The organism is Aeromicrobium sp. IC_218, assembly GCF_004336805.1.
Lineage (GTDB): Bacteria > Actinomycetota > Actinomycetes > Propionibacteriales > Nocardioidaceae > Aeromicrobium.
Genome location: NZ_SJXM01000002.1, coordinates 26684 through 40691, shown reverse-complemented (window position 1 = coordinate 40691; position 14008 = coordinate 26684). Strand labels below are relative to the sequence as shown.

Sequence of the window (14008 nt, the reverse complement as noted above, 5' to 3'; positions counted from 1 at the left end):
TGACGCGCGAGCCCCTGCTCGCCTCCTCGTCCTCGCCATCCACGCAATCTCGAAGGTTCTCTCATGCTCACCGTCTCCGGAGTGGAGCTGCGCTTCGGCGCGCGCGTCCTCATGTCCGACGTCTCGTTCCGTGTCGACAAGGGCGACAAGGTCGGCCTCGTCGGTCGCAACGGCGCCGGCAAGACCACGCTGACCCGCATGCTGTCCGGCGACGGCCAGCCGGCCCAGGGCACCATCACCAGCACCGGCAAGATCGGCTACCTGCCCCAGGACCCCAAGTCCGGCGACCTGTCGACCACCGCCCGCGACCGCATCCTCGGTGCGCGCGGCCTGGACGACGCGCTGGTGCGCATGCGCAAGGCCGAGATCGACATGGGCTCGCCCGACCCCGACATCGCCGCGAAGGCGATGCGCTCGTACGCCAACGCCGAGGGGGAGTTCTCCGCCGGCGGCGGCTACGCGGCCGAGTCCGAGGCGGTCACGATCGCCACCAGCCTGGGCCTGCCCGACCGGATCATGGAGCAGCCGCTGTCGACGCTGTCCGGTGGTCAGCGCCGCCGCATCGAGCTGGCGCGCATCCTGTTCTCCGACGCCGACACGCTGCTGCTGGACGAGCCGACCAACCACCTGGACGCCGACTCGATCGCCTGGCTGCGCGGCTTCCTCAAGAACTTCTCCGGCGGGCTCATCATCATCAGCCACGACGTCGACCTGATCGAGGAGACCGTCACCAAGGTCCTCTACCTGGACGCGAACCGGGCCACGATCGACATCTACAACATGGGCTGGAAGTCCTACCTCAAGCAGCGCCAGGCCGACGAGCAGCGTCGCCGCCGCGAGCGCGAGATCGCCACCAAGACGGCCGAGCGGCTCACGTTGCAGGGCAACAAGATGCGGGCCAAGGCCAGCAAGGCGTCCGCGGCCCAGCAGATGCTGCGCCGGGCCGAGCAGCTCATGTCCGGCCTCGAGGACGAGCGCCAGAGCGACAAGGTCGCCCACATCACCTTCCCGAAGCCGGCACCGTGCGGCAAGACGCCGCTCATGGCCGAGGGGCTGTCGAAGTCGTACGGCGCGCTGGAGATCTTCGCCGGCGTCGACCTGGCCATCGACAAGGGCAGCCGCGTGGTCATCCTGGGGCTCAACGGCGCGGGCAAGACGACGCTGCTGCGGATGCTGGCCGGCACGCTGACCCCCGACACCGGCGAGATCCTGCCCGGCCACGGGCTCAAGATCGGCTACTTCGCCCAGGAGCACGAGACGCTCGACACGAGCCGCAGCGTGCTGGAGAACATGCAGGCCAGCGCCCCGCAGCTGACCGACACCGAGGCGCGCAGCGTGCTCGGCTCGTTCCTGTTCAGCGGCGACGACACGGCCAAGCCGGCCGGCGTGCTGTCCGGTGGTGAGAAGACGCGTCTGGCCCTGGCCAGCCTCATCGTCTCCAGCGCCAACGTGCTGCTGCTCGACGAGCCGACCAACAACCTGGACCCCGCGTCGCGCGAGGAGGTGCTGCGCGCCATCCGCACCTACGAGGGCGCGATCGTGCTCGTCTCGCACGACGAGGGCGCCGTGCGCGCGCTCGAGCCGGACCGGGTGCTGCTGCTGCCCGACGGCGACGAGGACCTGTGGAGCGACTCCTACGCCGAGCTGGTCTCGCTGGCCTGACGGTCGTCCGCGTCGGCGGCCTCGGCCCGGCGCGCCGCGCGGCGCTCGCGCAGCTCGAGCACGGACTGGCGGCCGAAGTACACGGCGCCGGTCAGCCCGAGGATGCCGAAGAACCACCACTGCCACGCGTAGAAGAAGTTCTGCGCCGAGGACTCCTCGGGCGCCGGCTCGTGGGCGAGCGACTCGGCCGGCGCCGGGTCCTCCTCCTGCAGCTCGACGAAGCCCGGGTAGAGCGTGTAGCCGGTGTGGTCGGCCAGCACCTTGCTCGAGATCGCGCGCACCTGCTCGTCCTGCACGGCGATCGCGCTGCCGTCGGCCCCGGTGTCGGGACGCAGCCAGGCGGTGATGGTGACCTCGCCCGCGGGCGGGTCGGGGATGTCGATGCTGGCGACGTCGTTGTTGGGCACCTGCACCCAGCCCCGGTTGACCAGCACGGCCGTGCCGTCCGCCGTCACCAGCGGGGTGACGACGTCGACGCCGGGCTGCTTGTCGCGGGTCGTGAACCGGACCGTCACCTGCTGGGACGTGTCGTAGGTGCCCGTGACGCTCACCGGACGCCACTCCTCGTCCTTCGCGACGGAGTCGCCGGGACGCACGAGGGAGTCGATCGGCACGGGCGGCTCGTCGAGGTAGCGCTGGATGCGCGCGGAGTCGGCGTCGATGCGGTCGTGCTTGTCCCACTGCCACTGGCCCAGCGCCCAGCAGGCCCAGGCCAGGAACGCCACGACGACGACCGCGAGCGTCCAGCGGAGGAGGGTGCGCACCACGTCCCCGACGATAGGCCGTCGCGGCAAGTCCGTGGCGCGCGGGGCGGGTGCTCGTCAGGTCCGGGCCGTAGGGTGAAGGCATGCAGCTCGGGGATGGTCACGGTCGTGTCGCGACGGACCTGCGCGTCTCGTTGACCGACCGGTGCAACCTGCGCTGCCAGTACTGCATGCCGGCCGAGGGGCTGGACTGGATGCCGGCCGACGAGACCCTCACCGACGACGAGCTGAACCGGCTCATCGCGATCGCCGTGACGCGGCTCGGCGTCACCGACGTCCGCTTCACCGGCGGCGAGCCGTTGCTGCGCCGCGGCCTGCCGGCCATCGTGGCCGCCACCAAGGCGCTGCCGGGCTCGCCGCGCACCGCGATCACGACCAACGCGCTCGGGCTCAAGCACACTGCCGTCGCGCTGGCGGCGGCCGGGCTCGACCGGGTCAACGTCAGCCTCGACACCACCGATGCCGACACCTTCGAGCGCATCACGCGACGTCCGCGGCTGCACGACGTGCTCGACGGGCTCGCGGCCGCCCAGGCCGCCGGCATGCGTCCGGTCAAGGTCAACGCGGTGCTGCTGCGCGGCATCAACGACGCCGAGGCGCCCGACCTGCTGCGCTGGTGCATGAAGCACGAGTACGAGCTGCGCTTCATCGAGCAGATGCCGCTGGACGCCCAGCACGGCTGGGACCGCGCCAGCATGGTCACGGCCGACGAGACGCTGGCCCTGCTCGGCGAGAGCTTCCGGCTGACGCCGCTCGACGGTCGCGGCTCCGCGCCGGCCGAGAAGTTCCTGGTCGACGACGGCCCGCACACCGTGGGCATCATCGGCTCGGTCACGCGTCCGTTCTGCGGCGACTGCAACCGGGTGCGGCTCACCGCCGACGGGCAGGTGCGCAACTGCCTGTTCGCCCGCGAGGAGTCCGACCTGCGCGCCGCGATGCGCGCCGGGGCGAGCGACGAGGAGCTCGCCGAGCGCTGGGTCGCGGCCATGGCCACGAAGCGCCCGGGGCACGGCATCGACGACCCGGCCTTCCTCCAGCCGACGCGCCCGATGTCGGCGATCGGCGGCTAGCGGGCCGGGGGAGCGGCTACAGGCTCCGCACGACCCTCGCCGGCACGCCGGCCACGAGCACCCGGGCCGGCACGTCACGCGTCACCACCGCCCCGGCGGCGACCACCGAGTCCTCTCCGATCGAGACGCCCTGCAGCACGGTGGCCCCGGCTCCGATCCAGACGCCCCGGCCGAGCTCGATGCGGGCGACCACGACCCCGGCCCGGCGCTCGGCCGGGTCGACCGGGTGCCCGGCGCTGAGGAGCTGGACGTTCGGCCCGACCATCACGTCGTCACCGATCGAGATGCCGCCCAGGTCGTTGATCGTGCAGCCGTGGTTGACGAACACGCGCTCGCCGAGCCGCAGCGCCCGGCCGTGGTCGCTCCACAGCGGCGGGACGACGCGCACGGAGGAGTGAATGTCGGTGCTGGTCAGCTCGGCGACGGCGGCGCGGATCGCGTCCTGGTCGGCGCGGGGCAGCCGGTTCAGCCGCTCGCACACCGCGAACGCGCGCTCGACCCCGTCCACCATGGCGGCGGACTCGTCGGTGCGCGGCAGGATGCGGCGGCTCTCGAACACGGCCACAACCTAGCGGCGCCGCCGATCCTGCCGCCGTGGGCGGCTAGCGGGCCTCGGCCTGGGCGGCCGGCACGGTCTCGCGCCAGAAGCCGCGAGCGTCCAGGAACTGCTGCAACGAGGCGGTGTGCTCGGGGCACGCCATCCAGACCTTGCGTCGGTCGGGCGTGTGGATCTTGGGGTTGTTCCACTGCAGCCCGGACGTCGCCTCGGCACCGCAGCCCTTCGCCGAGCACGTCAGCGCGTCAGCCACGCGGGCCCTCGATCTGCGGACGGTCCTCGGGTCCGAACGGGCTCGGTCCCGCGCCCTTGCGGCGCACGCCGGCGTTGGCCATGACGACGGCCACGTAGGGCAGGACGATGGCCGCGGCCATGAGCAGCAGGGCGACCACGAGCCAGTGCAGCCAGGTGGCCGCGAGCACGGCCAGCACGAAGCAGACCGACCGGATGCCCATCGACAGCGCGTAGCGCTTCATGCGCCCGTCGAGCTCCTCGGTGTGGGGCACGCTGGCCGAGGTGATGGACTGGACCTCGGCGTCGCGACGACCCCTGCTGCGTTCCATGCTGCCAGCGTACGCCGGACGTCCGCACGGCATGATGGGCGCATGAGCGACCGCACCTACCGAGTCACCGAGATCGTCGGCACGTCCCCCGAGGGCGTCTCCGAGGCCGTGCAGAACGGCATCAAGCGCGCCGGGCAGACGCTGCGCCACCTGGACTGGTTCGAGGTCGTGGGCATCCGCGGCCAGATCGTCGACACCGAGGTGTCGCACTACCAGGTCACGATGAAGATCGGCTTCCGCCTCGAGGACGACGAGTAGTCGCTACTCGGTCGTCGCGAACCGGCGCAGCAGCGCGGCCGTCGTCGCCAGTACGGTGATGGCCGCGCCGTAGACGTACGTCGTGGTCTCCAGGCCCAGGTGGGGCACGGCGAAGCCGGCGGCGACCGCCGGCAGGCCGAACGCGACGTAGCTGAACACGAACACGGCGGCGAACAGCTCGCCGCGCTCGGCCGGACCGACCGTCGGGGTCACCGAGCGCATGACGCCCATGAACGCGGTGCCGAACCCGGTCGCGGCCACCGCCACGGCGGCCACGAACCAGCCGAGGGTGTCCAGCGCCAGGGCCGTCAGCGTGAGCGCGGTGCCGACGGCCAGCGCACCGGTGCCGTAGAGCGTGAGCGCTCGCGGGCTCAGCGACCGCATGAGGAACGCGGCCAGCGCGCCGCCGCCGGTCAGGACGCTGACGACCAGGCCCTGGGCCAGGTGGCTCTCGCCGCCCAGCTGACCGATCAGCGGGGCGCCCAGCGAGAGGTACAGGCCGCCGGTGGCCCAGCCGGCCACGATGGCCGGCGTGCTGCGCAGGAACGCCGCCCGGGCCGCGGCCGGCACGCCGACGCGCGGGCGCAGCGAGTGCAGCAGCCCGTCGTGGCCGGGGGACGTCTCGGGCAGCGCCCACACCGCCACGGTCACGACCAGGTAGAGCCCGGTGAGGACGCCGAACACCACCGGCTCGGGGGAGTCCGAGACGTCCAGCACCCAGCCGCTCACGGCCGCGCCGATGGCCATGCCGGCCAGCGGCAGCACGGCGTTGGCGACCGCGGCGCTGCCCGGGCGCGACGGCGGCTCGAGGTCGACCACCGCGGCGGTGAGGGCCGAAAGCAGCAGGCCGGCGGCCAGGCCCTGCACGACGCGGGCGGCCAGCAGCGCCTCGACCGACCCGGCGTGCCAGAACACGACCATGCTCACCGCGAGGATCGCGAACCCGGCCGACAGCACCGGACGGCGTCCGACGTGGTCCGACAGCGAGCCGGTCACCAGCAGCGCGACCAGCAGCGCGAAGGCGTACACCGCGAAGATCGACGTCGACGCGAGCGCGGAGAACCCGATCTCGGCCTGGAGCACCGGGTAGAACGGCGACGGGGCGCTGGCCGCGCCCATCATCGCGACGGCGGACGCCAGCGCGAGGACGAACGCGGCGGTGCTGCCGGCCCGCAGACGGCGGGTCGGACGAGCGGGGGCGGTGGTGGACACGGCGGGCCAATCGTTCGAGAGAAGTGGAACTGGCCTGACGATAGACCGCCGCGACCCGATCGTTCAAGTATGATCGAACCATGCCCGGACCCAGCGTGCTGATCCATCCCGACGTGCGGGACGTCCCCGTCACCGAGGTGCTGTTCGCGCTGAGCGACCCCGCGCGGCTCGCGATCGTCCGCGAGCTGGCCGACGGGCCGCTCGACATGGCCGACTGCACCGCCGTGCCCGACATGCCGAAGTCGACGCGCTCGCACCTCATGAAGGTGCTGCGCGAGGCCGGGGTCATCCGCAACGAGCCCGTCGGGCGCAACCGCCGCATCAGCCTGCGCCGCGACGACCTCGAGGCGGCCTACCCGGGCCTGCTGGACGCGGTGCTCGGCGCCGCGCGCGACTGAGCACGGGGCAAGAACGGTCAAGCGCCGCGGGCCGGCGCGCCGCCAGACTGAGGTCATGACCGGACGGGACCGCCTGCGCGAGCTGCTCGACGCCGTGCTCGACGAGGACAACCGCAGCCTGGACGAGATGGCGCAGGACGCCTACGCCTCCCCGTTCCACCTGTCGCGGACGCTGTCGCGCGCCGCCGGCGAGGCGCCGGTCGCGATGCGGCGCCGGGTCATGCTCGAACGGGCCGCCTGGCGCCTACGTGGCGGGACGAGCGTCACCGACGCCGCGTGGGAGGCCGGGTACGAGTCGGTCGAGGGCTTCAGCCGCGCCTTCACCCGAGCGTTCGGGCACCCGCCGAGCCGGGCCGTGGACGACGCCGAGCCCTGGCTGCCCGCCCCGAACGGCATCCACTTCCACCCGCCCACCTCGCTGTGGGTCCGCAGCACGGAGCACGCCATGAACCCGTTGACCGAGCAGCTCGTCCGCCACGACCTCGACGACACCCGGCACCTGCTCGAGCTGGCCGAGGGACTCGACGACGACGTCCTGCGCCGGCCGCTGGCGCCGGGCCTGACCGTGCTCGCCTGGGACGGCCCGGAGGAGTCCGTCCTGGCCGTCCTCGACCGCTCGGTGCGGACGCTGGAGGTCTGGCTCGCGTCCATCCAGGGCCTGGACCTGCCGGACCAGCGCGAGGCGGCGGACGTCGCCGAGCTGCTCGAGCGGCACGAGTCCGCGGCCGCCCGCTGGCTGGCGACCGTGCGCGACCTCGACCGCCGCGGCGCGTGGGACGACCGGCTGGTCGACGCGCTCTGCGACCCGCCGGAGAGCTTCGTGCTGAGCAGCGTCGTGGCCCACGTGCTGACCTACTCCGCGCACCGCCGCCAGCTCGTGCGGCACCTGCTGCGCGGCGCCGGGGTCGAGGTCGACCACGGCGACCCCATCGAGTGGCTGCGCGCCCGGCGCACCCAGGACCCGGAGGACCGATGACCACCACCTTCCACACCGCGACGACGCTCGACGGCTTCCTGGCCGACCCGGACGACTCGCTGGACTGGCTGCTGCGCCAGGAGCAGGGCGCCGAGGGAGAGGCCGAGTTCGCCGACTTCATGGCCGGGGTCGGCGCGATCCTCATGGGCTCGACGACCTACGAGTGGGTGGTGCGCCACCTCGACGCGGCCGGCGGCGGCGCGTGGCCCTACAGCGTCCCCAGCTGGGTGATGACCTCGCGCGAGCTGGAGCGGCTGCCCGGCGCGGACATCCGCTTCGCCTCCGGGGACGTCGGTGCGGTGCACGCCGCGATGCGCGAGGCCGCCGGCGACCGGCCGCTGTGGGTCGTGGGCGGGGGAGACCTCGCCGGACAGCTCGCGGACGCCGGCCTGCTCGACGAGGTCGTCGTGTCTGTGGCACCGGTGGTGCTGGGAGCGGGACGCCCGCTGCTGCCGCGCCGGCTGGACCTCGAGCTGGTCGAGACCCACCGGGCCGGTGCCTTCGTCGTGAGCCGCTACCGGGTGGCCGGCCCGCTGCGCGAGGACCGCACCGCTCCCTGAGCCTGTCGAAGGGAGGCTTCGACAAGCTCAGCCAGCGGGGTGCCGGTCAGCCACGGGCCGCTCCCTGAGCCTGTCGAAGGGAGGCTTCGACAAGCTCAGTCGGCGGGGCGCCGCTCAGCCGGTGGGGGCGGCGTCGGCGGCGTCGGCGGCCTCGACCTCCTCGCGCGTGATGCCCATGAGGTACACGATCGCGTCGAGGTAGGGGACGTTCACGCTGGTGCGAGCCTGGTCGCGCACGACCGGCTTGGCGTTGAACGCGATGCCGAGACCGGCGGCCGCGAGCATGTCGAGGTCGTTGGCGCCGTCGCCGATGGCCACGGTGTTCTTGACCGGGATGCGCGCCTGCTCGGCGAAGTCGCGCAGCGCGGACGCCTTGCCCGGACGGTCGACGATGCGGCCGACCACGCGTCCGGTGAGGCGTCCGTCGGCGACCTCGAGCTCGTTGGCGGCGAAGTAGTCGATCTCGAGCTCGGCGGCGATCTGCTCGATCACCTGCGTGAACCCGCCGCTGACCAGCGCGAAGCGGTAGCCGAGCCGCTTGAGGGTGCGGATCATCGTCCGGGCGCCGGGGGCGTACTGCAGGTTCGCGTAGACCTCGTCCAGCGCCTCGACCGGCACGCCCTCGAGCCGGGCCACGCGCTCGCGCAGTGACTCGGCGAAGTCGAGCTCGCCGCGCATGGCCCGCTCGGTCACCTCGGCGACCTGCTCCTCGCAGCCCGCGTGGGCGGCCAGCATCTCGATGACCTCGCCCTGGATGAGCGTGGAGTCGACGTCCATGACGACGAGGCGCTGGGCGTGGCGGCGGATGCCGTTCTCCTGCACCGCGACGTCGACGCCGTTCTCGTGCGCGAGCGCACCGAGGTCGGACTGCAGCCGGTCGGGCTCGACGCCGGAGACCTCCATGCGGATGGCCGTCACCGGGTAGCGGCCCATGCGCACGATCCGGTCGATGTTGCCGCCGCCGCGCTTGATGCCGGCGGTGATGGCCGCCATGGCTCCCGGACGCAGGGGAGCGCCGAGCACGACCACCTGCGCGCGTCCGACCCGGCGGGGCCGGTTGTCGCCGTCGCCGTGCTCGATCTCGACGTGCAAGCCGAAGCCGTCGCCCACGGCGCGCACGGTCTGCTCGAGGGTCCCGGCGTCGTCGGGCACGGTCAGCAGGACGCTCAGCACGAGCCGGCCGCGGACGACCAGCTGCTCGACGTCCACCACCTCGACGTCGAAGCCGGAGAGCGCGTCGAACAGCCGGGTCGAGACGCCGCTCTGGTCCGGCCCGGTCAAGGTCACCAGGACGGTGGGCGCGGTCAGGTGCACGGCGGGCACGTGGTCGGTCATCGGGGACGAGGCTACCGCCCGGGCCGTGGGGGCCTCCGATAGGTTGTTGATCACACGGACGAGGTCGTCGGGAGGGAGCCTGCATGGAACCGGTCGTGAAGCTGTCCGAGGTGTCGGTGGTCCGTTCGGGGACCACCCTGCTCGACGGGATCGACTGGGAGGTCATGCCGGACCAGCGCTGGGTCGTGCTGGGTCCCAACGGCGCCGGCAAGAGCACGCTCCTGCAGGTCGTGGGCGCCCAGATGCACCCCACCAGCGGCACCGCGGACGTGCTCGGCGAGACGCTCGGCCAGGTCGACGTCTTCGACCTGCGCACCCGCATCGGCCACACGTCGGTCACCATCGCCGACCGGCTGCCCCGCGACGAGGCGGTGGAGAACGTCGTCCTGTCGGCCGCGTACGCCGTCACCGGCCGCTGGCGCGAGCAGTACGACGACGAGGACCACCGGCGATGCCAGCAGATCCTCGGCGAGATGGGCGTCCAGCACCTGGCCCGTCGCACCTTCGGCACGCTGAGCGAGGGCGAGCGCAAGCGCGTCCTCATCGCCCGGGCGCTCATGACCGACCCCGAGCTGCTGCTGCTCGACGAGCCCGGCGCGGGCCTGGACCTGGGCGCGCGGGAGGACCTGCTGCTCAGCCTCACCGTGCTGGCCACCTCGCCGCAGGCGCCGGCCACGATCATGGTGTCGCACCACGTCGAGGAGATCCCGGTCGGCTTCACCCACGTGCTGATGCTGCGCGAGGGCAAGGTCGTGGCCGCCGGCCCGATCGACGACGTGCTGAGCACCGACAACCTCGGCGCCACGTTCGGCATGCGGCTGCACATCTTCGTGGACGACGGGCGCTACATGGCGCGCCGTTCGACGTACGGGACGCGCCGCGCCCTCTAGGGTGACGGCTCCGACGACCGAGAGGCGCGCATGACCGAGTTGATCCAGGACAACCCCTGGGTGGCGTGGGCGGCGCTGGCCGTCGTCCTGGCCGTCGCCGAGGTGCTCGGCCTCGACCTGGTGCTCCTCATGCTGGCCCTGGGCGCCGGCGTGGCCGCCGTCGCCAGCGTGATCGGCGCCCCGTTCTGGCTGTGCATGGCGGTGTTCATCGTCGTGTCCGCGGCCCTGCTCGTCCTGGCTCGTCCGCCCATCGTCGCCCGGCTGCACGCCGGGCCCACGGTGCGCAGCGGCACCTCCGGCCTGGTCGGCCACCGCGCGGTCGCCCTCACCGTCGTCGACGAGCGTGACGGACGCGTGCGGCTGGCCGGCGAGGAGTGGTCGGCCCGCACCGCCGACCGCGGCACCGTCATCGACCCCGACGCCGACGTGCTCGTCGTCGCCATCGACGGCGCGACCGCCGTCGTCACCCCCGACCCCGACCCACGAAAGGGGCCGTGATGCTCGGCTCAGCCGTGACCGTGGCCATCGTCCTGCTCGCCGTCCTCGTGGTGGTGGTCCTGACGATGACCGTCAAGATCGTCCCGCAGGCGCGCGCCGGCATCGTCGAGCGCTTCGGCAAGTACCGCACCACCCTGTCGGCCGGCCTGAACATGGTCGTGCCGTTCATCGACAAGGTCCGCTACAAGATCGACCTGCGCGAGCAGGTCGTGTCGTTCCCGCCGCAGCCGGTCATCACCGAGGACAACCTCGTCGTGTCGATCGACACGGTCATCTACTTCCAGGTGACCGACGCCGTGGCCGCGACCTACGAGATCGCCAACTACATCCAGGCGATCGAGCAGCTGACCATGACGACGCTGCGCAACATCATCGGCGGCATGACGCTCGAGCACGCGCTGACCAGCCGCGACCAGATCAACTCCGGCCTGCGTGGTGAGCTCGACGGCGCCACCGGGCGCTGGGGCATCCGCGTGAACCGGGTCGAGCTCAAGGGCATCGACCCGCCGCCGTCGATCATCGACGCCATGGAGCAGCAGATGCGCGCCGAGCGGAACAAGCGTGCCGCGATCCTGACCGCCGAGGGCGACCGCCAGTCGGCGATCCTCACCGCGGAGGGCGAGAAGCAGTCCTCGATCCTGACCGCGGAGGGCGACCGTCAGGCCGCGATCCTGCGCGCCCAGGCCGATCGTCAGGCGGCCATCCTGCGCGCCCAGGGCGAGGCGCAGGCCATCGAGGCGGTCTTCCAGGCCATCCACGACGGCAACCCCGACCAGAAGCTGCTGTCGTACCAGTACCTGCAGATGCTGCCGAAGATCGCCGAGGGCGAGGGCAGCACGGTGTGGGTCATCCCGGCCGAGCTGACCGAGGCGCTGGGCACCATCGGCGGCGCGATCGGCAAGATCCCGGTCGACGGCGGTGGCAGCAAGAAGCGGGTCGATCTCGACGAGCCGGTCGTGGACACCGAGGCGTCGCAGACGTCCGCCGCGGTCGAGGAGGCGCTGGAGGCGGCCAAGGAGGCCGAGGCGCCCGGCCTGGGCACCACTGAGCGGTAGCCTCCCTGCCGAGATGTGTGTCGAGAAGGACCCCGTCCACTGCTGGGCGGGGTCCTTCTCGTCACGAGTCGCGGCAGCGCCGCGCCGGGGTGAGCCGGCTCAGTGCTGGTAGGTGCCGTGCAGGATCGCGCGGCCGAGCGTCTTGAACGCCAGGTTGAAGCCGACGACGGCGGGGGAGACGGACGCGTCGACGCCCAGGGTCTCCTCGCCCACGGCGTGGACGACGAAGAAGTAGCGGTGCGGCTGGTCGCCCTGCGGCGGGGCCGCTCCGGTGAAGTCGAGCGAGCCGGCGTCGTTGCGGACGTGGAACGCCCCGCCGGGCAGCGTGTCGTCCGAGGCGCCGGCGCCGGTGTCGAGGCTGGTGACGGACGCGGGCAGGTCGACGACGGTCCAGTGCCAGAAGCCCGAGACGGTCGGGGCGTCGGGGTCGAAGCAGGTGACGACGTACGACCTCGTGCCCTCGGGGGCACCGGACCAGGACAGCTGCGGCGAGGTGTTGCCCAGCGCGCCGACCTGGTCGTCCTTGAGCGGCTGGCCGTCGGTGACGTCGTCGCTGGTGACGGTGAAGCTCGCGGCGGCGGGCAGGAGCGGGTACGGGTCCGGGGTGACGGGTCGGTCGAGGCTCATGCTCCGTACGCTAACGGCGTGGCTGCGATCGTGACACTGGACGACCCGACCGACCCGCGGCTGCGCGACTACACCGACCTGCGCGACGTGCACCTGCGCAAGCTGCTGGAGTCCGAGCGCGGGATCTTCCTGGCCGAGGGCGAGAAGGTCGTCCGCCGGGCGCTGGAGTCCGGGCACGAGGCGCGCTCGTTCCTCATGTCGCCCCGCTGGCTGGAGCCGCTCGCCGACCTGCTCGAGGCCAGCGACGCCACGTGCTTCGTCCTGCCCGACAAGGCGATCGAGCAGCTCACCGGCTTCCACGTGCACCGCGGCGCCCTGGCCGCGCTGGCGCGGCAGCCGCTGCCGTCGCCCGAGGAGGTGCTGCGCGACGCCCGCCGCGTCGTCGTGCTCGAGGACCTCGCCGACCACACGAACGTCGGGGCCGCCTTCCGCAACGTCGCCGCGTTCGGCTTCGACGCGGTGCTGCTGTCACCGCGCTGCGCCGACCCGCTGTACCGGCGGGCGGTCAAGGTGGCGATGGGGACGGTGTTCTGGCTGCCCTACGCCCGCATCGACGACTGGTACGAGGCGCCGGACATGCTGCGCGACGCCGGATTCACCAGCTACGCCATGACGCTGGCCGACGACGCCGTGCCGCTGGACGAGGCGCCGCAGGCCGAGCGGATGGCGCTCGTGTTCGGCTCGGAGGGGCACGGGCTCACCCATCGCTGGGAGTCCGGCGCGGACCACCGCGTGACCATCCCGATGGCGCCGCAGATCGACTCGCTCAACATCGCCGCGTCCGTGGCGGTCGCCTGCTGGCAGATGCGACCGCGCTGAGGCTCACCCGCTCCCTGAGCTTGTCGAAGGGACGCTTCGACGGGCTCAGCCAGCGGTGGCGGGCTTCGACAGGCTCGGCCAGCGGTGGCGGGCTTCGACGGGTCCAGCCAGCAGAGCGGTGGGTCAGTCCTCGTCGGTGGCGGGGGAGACCGGCCAGTCCTGCGGGTAGTGGTCGGCGACCTGCTCGTGCTGCTTGTAGAGCTTCTTGCGCAGCCGGTTCGGCACGCGGTCGCCGAACACCGTGCCGTGCAGGTGGTCGGTCTCGTGCTGCAGGCAGCGGGCCAGGACGCCCGTGCCCTCGAACGCCACGGCCTCGCCGTTCTCGTCCGTGCCGGTCACCCAGGCGCGGTCGGGACGCGCGCACTCGACGAACGCGCCGGGCAGCGAGAGGCAGCCCTCGTCGTCGGGGTCGAGCTGGCGGTCGACGCCCTCGGGCAGCGAGAGGATGGGGTTGCACACGACACCGGTGACGCGCTCGTGGTCGGCGTCGGGGCAGTCGAAGACGAAGACCTTGAGGTCACGGCCGACCTGGTTGGCGGCGAGCCCGACGCCGTTGGCGGCGTACATCGTGGCGGTCATGTCGGCGACCAGCGTGCGCAGCTCGTCGTCGTACACCGTCACGTCCCGCAGCTCGTGGTGCATGACGGGAGTGCCCCACCGGGTGATGGGCAGCACCTTGCCCCCCTCGGGCAACGGACGCGACTGGCTCGACACGCTTCAGCTCCTGTTCGTGGACAGCAGGAGCGAGCCTAGCGAAGCGGTTCG

18 protein-coding genes are annotated in these 14008 nt (G+C 72.5%); 10 read left to right on the top strand and 8 right to left on the bottom strand.

All coding sequences use genetic code 11. The features are described 5' to 3' along the window. Positions 1-63 precede the first annotated feature (63 nt). Positions 64-1662, top strand: a complete 1599-nt coding sequence (locus tag E0W78_RS02295) for an ABC-F family ATP-binding cassette domain-containing protein (protein WP_131402243.1) — start codon at positions 64-66, stop codon at positions 1660-1662. On the opposite strand, the gene E0W78_RS02290 is transcribed toward E0W78_RS02295, so the two are convergent. Next, on the bottom strand, positions 1635-2429 hold the full coding sequence (locus E0W78_RS02290) for an SURF1 family protein (protein WP_165570375.1): 795 nt from the start codon (positions 2427-2429) through the stop codon (positions 1635-1637). The genes E0W78_RS02295 and E0W78_RS02290 overlap by 28 nt on opposite strands. An 80-nt stretch (positions 2430-2509) precedes the next feature. Here E0W78_RS02290 and moaA point away from each other — a divergent pair, with 80 nt between their 5' ends. Beyond that, positions 2510-3496, top strand: a complete 987-nt coding sequence (gene moaA / locus E0W78_RS02285; protein ID WP_131402241.1) for a GTP 3',8-cyclase MoaA — start codon at positions 2510-2512, stop codon at positions 3494-3496. Between the two features lie 16 nt (positions 3497-3512). Here moaA and E0W78_RS02280 read toward each other — a convergent pair whose 3' ends face one another. Genes E0W78_RS02280 through E0W78_RS02270 form a run of 3 tightly spaced genes read right to left on the bottom strand, consistent with a single transcriptional unit; the run spans position 3513 to position 4615 of the window. Beyond that, complete coding sequence (locus E0W78_RS02280) at positions 3513-4055, bottom strand: sugar O-acetyltransferase (RefSeq protein WP_242686191.1); 543 nt, start codon at positions 4053-4055, stop codon at positions 3513-3515. 43 nt (positions 4056-4098) lie between these two features. Next, the gene (locus E0W78_RS02275) at positions 4099-4305 is read right to left on the bottom strand and encodes a hypothetical protein (protein ID WP_131402240.1); all 207 of its coding nucleotides are present in this window, start codon (positions 4303-4305) and stop codon (positions 4099-4101) included. Continuing rightward, complete coding sequence (locus E0W78_RS02270) at positions 4298-4615, bottom strand: DUF3099 domain-containing protein (RefSeq protein ID WP_131402239.1); 318 nt, start codon at positions 4613-4615, stop codon at positions 4298-4300. The genes E0W78_RS02275 and E0W78_RS02270 overlap by 8 nt, the downstream gene beginning before the upstream one ends. Before the next feature lie 42 nt (positions 4616-4657). Between E0W78_RS02270 and E0W78_RS02265 the strand changes: the two genes are divergently transcribed. Then, the gene (locus tag E0W78_RS02265) at positions 4658-4873 is read left to right on the top strand and encodes a dodecin (protein ID WP_131402238.1); all 216 of its coding nucleotides are present in this window, start codon (positions 4658-4660) and stop codon (positions 4871-4873) included. A 3-nt stretch (positions 4874-4876) separates the two neighbouring features. Here E0W78_RS02265 and E0W78_RS02260 read toward each other — a convergent pair whose 3' ends face one another. Then, positions 4877-6085 carry an MFS transporter gene (locus E0W78_RS02260; RefSeq protein WP_207392590.1) on the bottom strand — a complete coding sequence of 403 codons (1209 nt, stop codon included), beginning with the start codon at positions 6083-6085 and terminating at the stop codon, positions 4877-4879. 80 nt (positions 6086-6165) lie between these two features. On the opposite strand from E0W78_RS02260, the gene E0W78_RS02255 reads away from it, so the two are divergent. Genes E0W78_RS02255 through E0W78_RS02245 form a run of 3 tightly spaced genes read left to right on the top strand, consistent with a single transcriptional unit; the run spans position 6166 to position 8019 of the window. Then, on the top strand, positions 6166-6483 hold the full coding sequence (locus E0W78_RS02255) for an ArsR family transcriptional regulator (RefSeq protein WP_131402237.1): 318 nt from the start codon (positions 6166-6168) through the stop codon (positions 6481-6483). Between the two features lie 55 nt (positions 6484-6538). Then, entirely contained in the window at positions 6539-7459 is a 921-nt protein-coding gene (locus E0W78_RS02250) for a helix-turn-helix domain-containing protein (protein WP_131402236.1), read from the top strand. Beyond that, positions 7456-8019 (top strand): dihydrofolate reductase family protein, encoded by a 564-nt coding sequence (locus tag E0W78_RS02245; protein ID WP_131402235.1) that lies wholly within the window; start codon positions 7456-7458, stop codon positions 8017-8019. Before E0W78_RS02250 ends, E0W78_RS02245 begins: the two co-directional genes overlap by 4 nt. Positions 8020-8133: 114 nt before the next feature. On the opposite strand, the gene serB is transcribed toward E0W78_RS02245, so the two are convergent. Next, positions 8134-9354: a phosphoserine phosphatase SerB gene (gene serB / locus E0W78_RS02240; protein WP_131402234.1), complete on the bottom strand. Its 1221-nt coding sequence runs from the start codon at positions 9352-9354 to the stop codon at positions 8134-8136. 83 nt (positions 9355-9437) lie between these two features. Between serB and E0W78_RS02235 the strand changes: the two genes are divergently transcribed. Genes E0W78_RS02235 through E0W78_RS02225 form a run of 3 tightly spaced genes read left to right on the top strand, consistent with a single transcriptional unit; the run spans position 9438 to position 11797 of the window. After that, positions 9438-10244, top strand: a complete 807-nt coding sequence (locus tag E0W78_RS02235) for an ABC transporter ATP-binding protein (RefSeq protein ID WP_131402233.1) — start codon at positions 9438-9440, stop codon at positions 10242-10244. 30 nt (positions 10245-10274) lie between these two features. Further along, the gene (locus tag E0W78_RS02230; protein ID WP_131402232.1) at positions 10275-10742 is read left to right on the top strand and encodes an NfeD family protein; all 468 of its coding nucleotides are present in this window, start codon (positions 10275-10277) and stop codon (positions 10740-10742) included. After that, entirely contained in the window at positions 10742-11797 is a 1056-nt protein-coding gene (locus E0W78_RS02225) for an SPFH domain-containing protein (RefSeq protein WP_131402231.1), read from the top strand. Before E0W78_RS02230 ends, E0W78_RS02225 begins: the two co-directional genes overlap by 1 nt. Before the next feature lie 99 nt (positions 11798-11896). Here E0W78_RS02225 and E0W78_RS02220 read toward each other — a convergent pair whose 3' ends face one another. Beyond that, a complete protein-coding gene (locus tag E0W78_RS02220; RefSeq protein ID WP_131402230.1) occupies positions 11897-12424 on the bottom strand; it encodes a YbhB/YbcL family Raf kinase inhibitor-like protein in 528 nt (175 codons plus the stop codon). An 18-nt stretch (positions 12425-12442) separates the two neighbouring features. On the opposite strand from E0W78_RS02220, the gene E0W78_RS02215 reads away from it, so the two are divergent. Next, a complete protein-coding gene (locus E0W78_RS02215; protein WP_131402229.1) occupies positions 12443-13243 on the top strand; it encodes an RNA methyltransferase in 801 nt (266 codons plus the stop codon). A 123-nt stretch (positions 13244-13366) separates the two neighbouring features. Here E0W78_RS02215 and def read toward each other — a convergent pair whose 3' ends face one another. Next, a complete protein-coding gene (gene def / locus E0W78_RS02210) occupies positions 13367-13957 on the bottom strand; it encodes a peptide deformylase (protein ID WP_278249415.1) in 591 nt (196 codons plus the stop codon). Between the last annotated feature and the right edge of the window lie 51 nt (positions 13958-14008).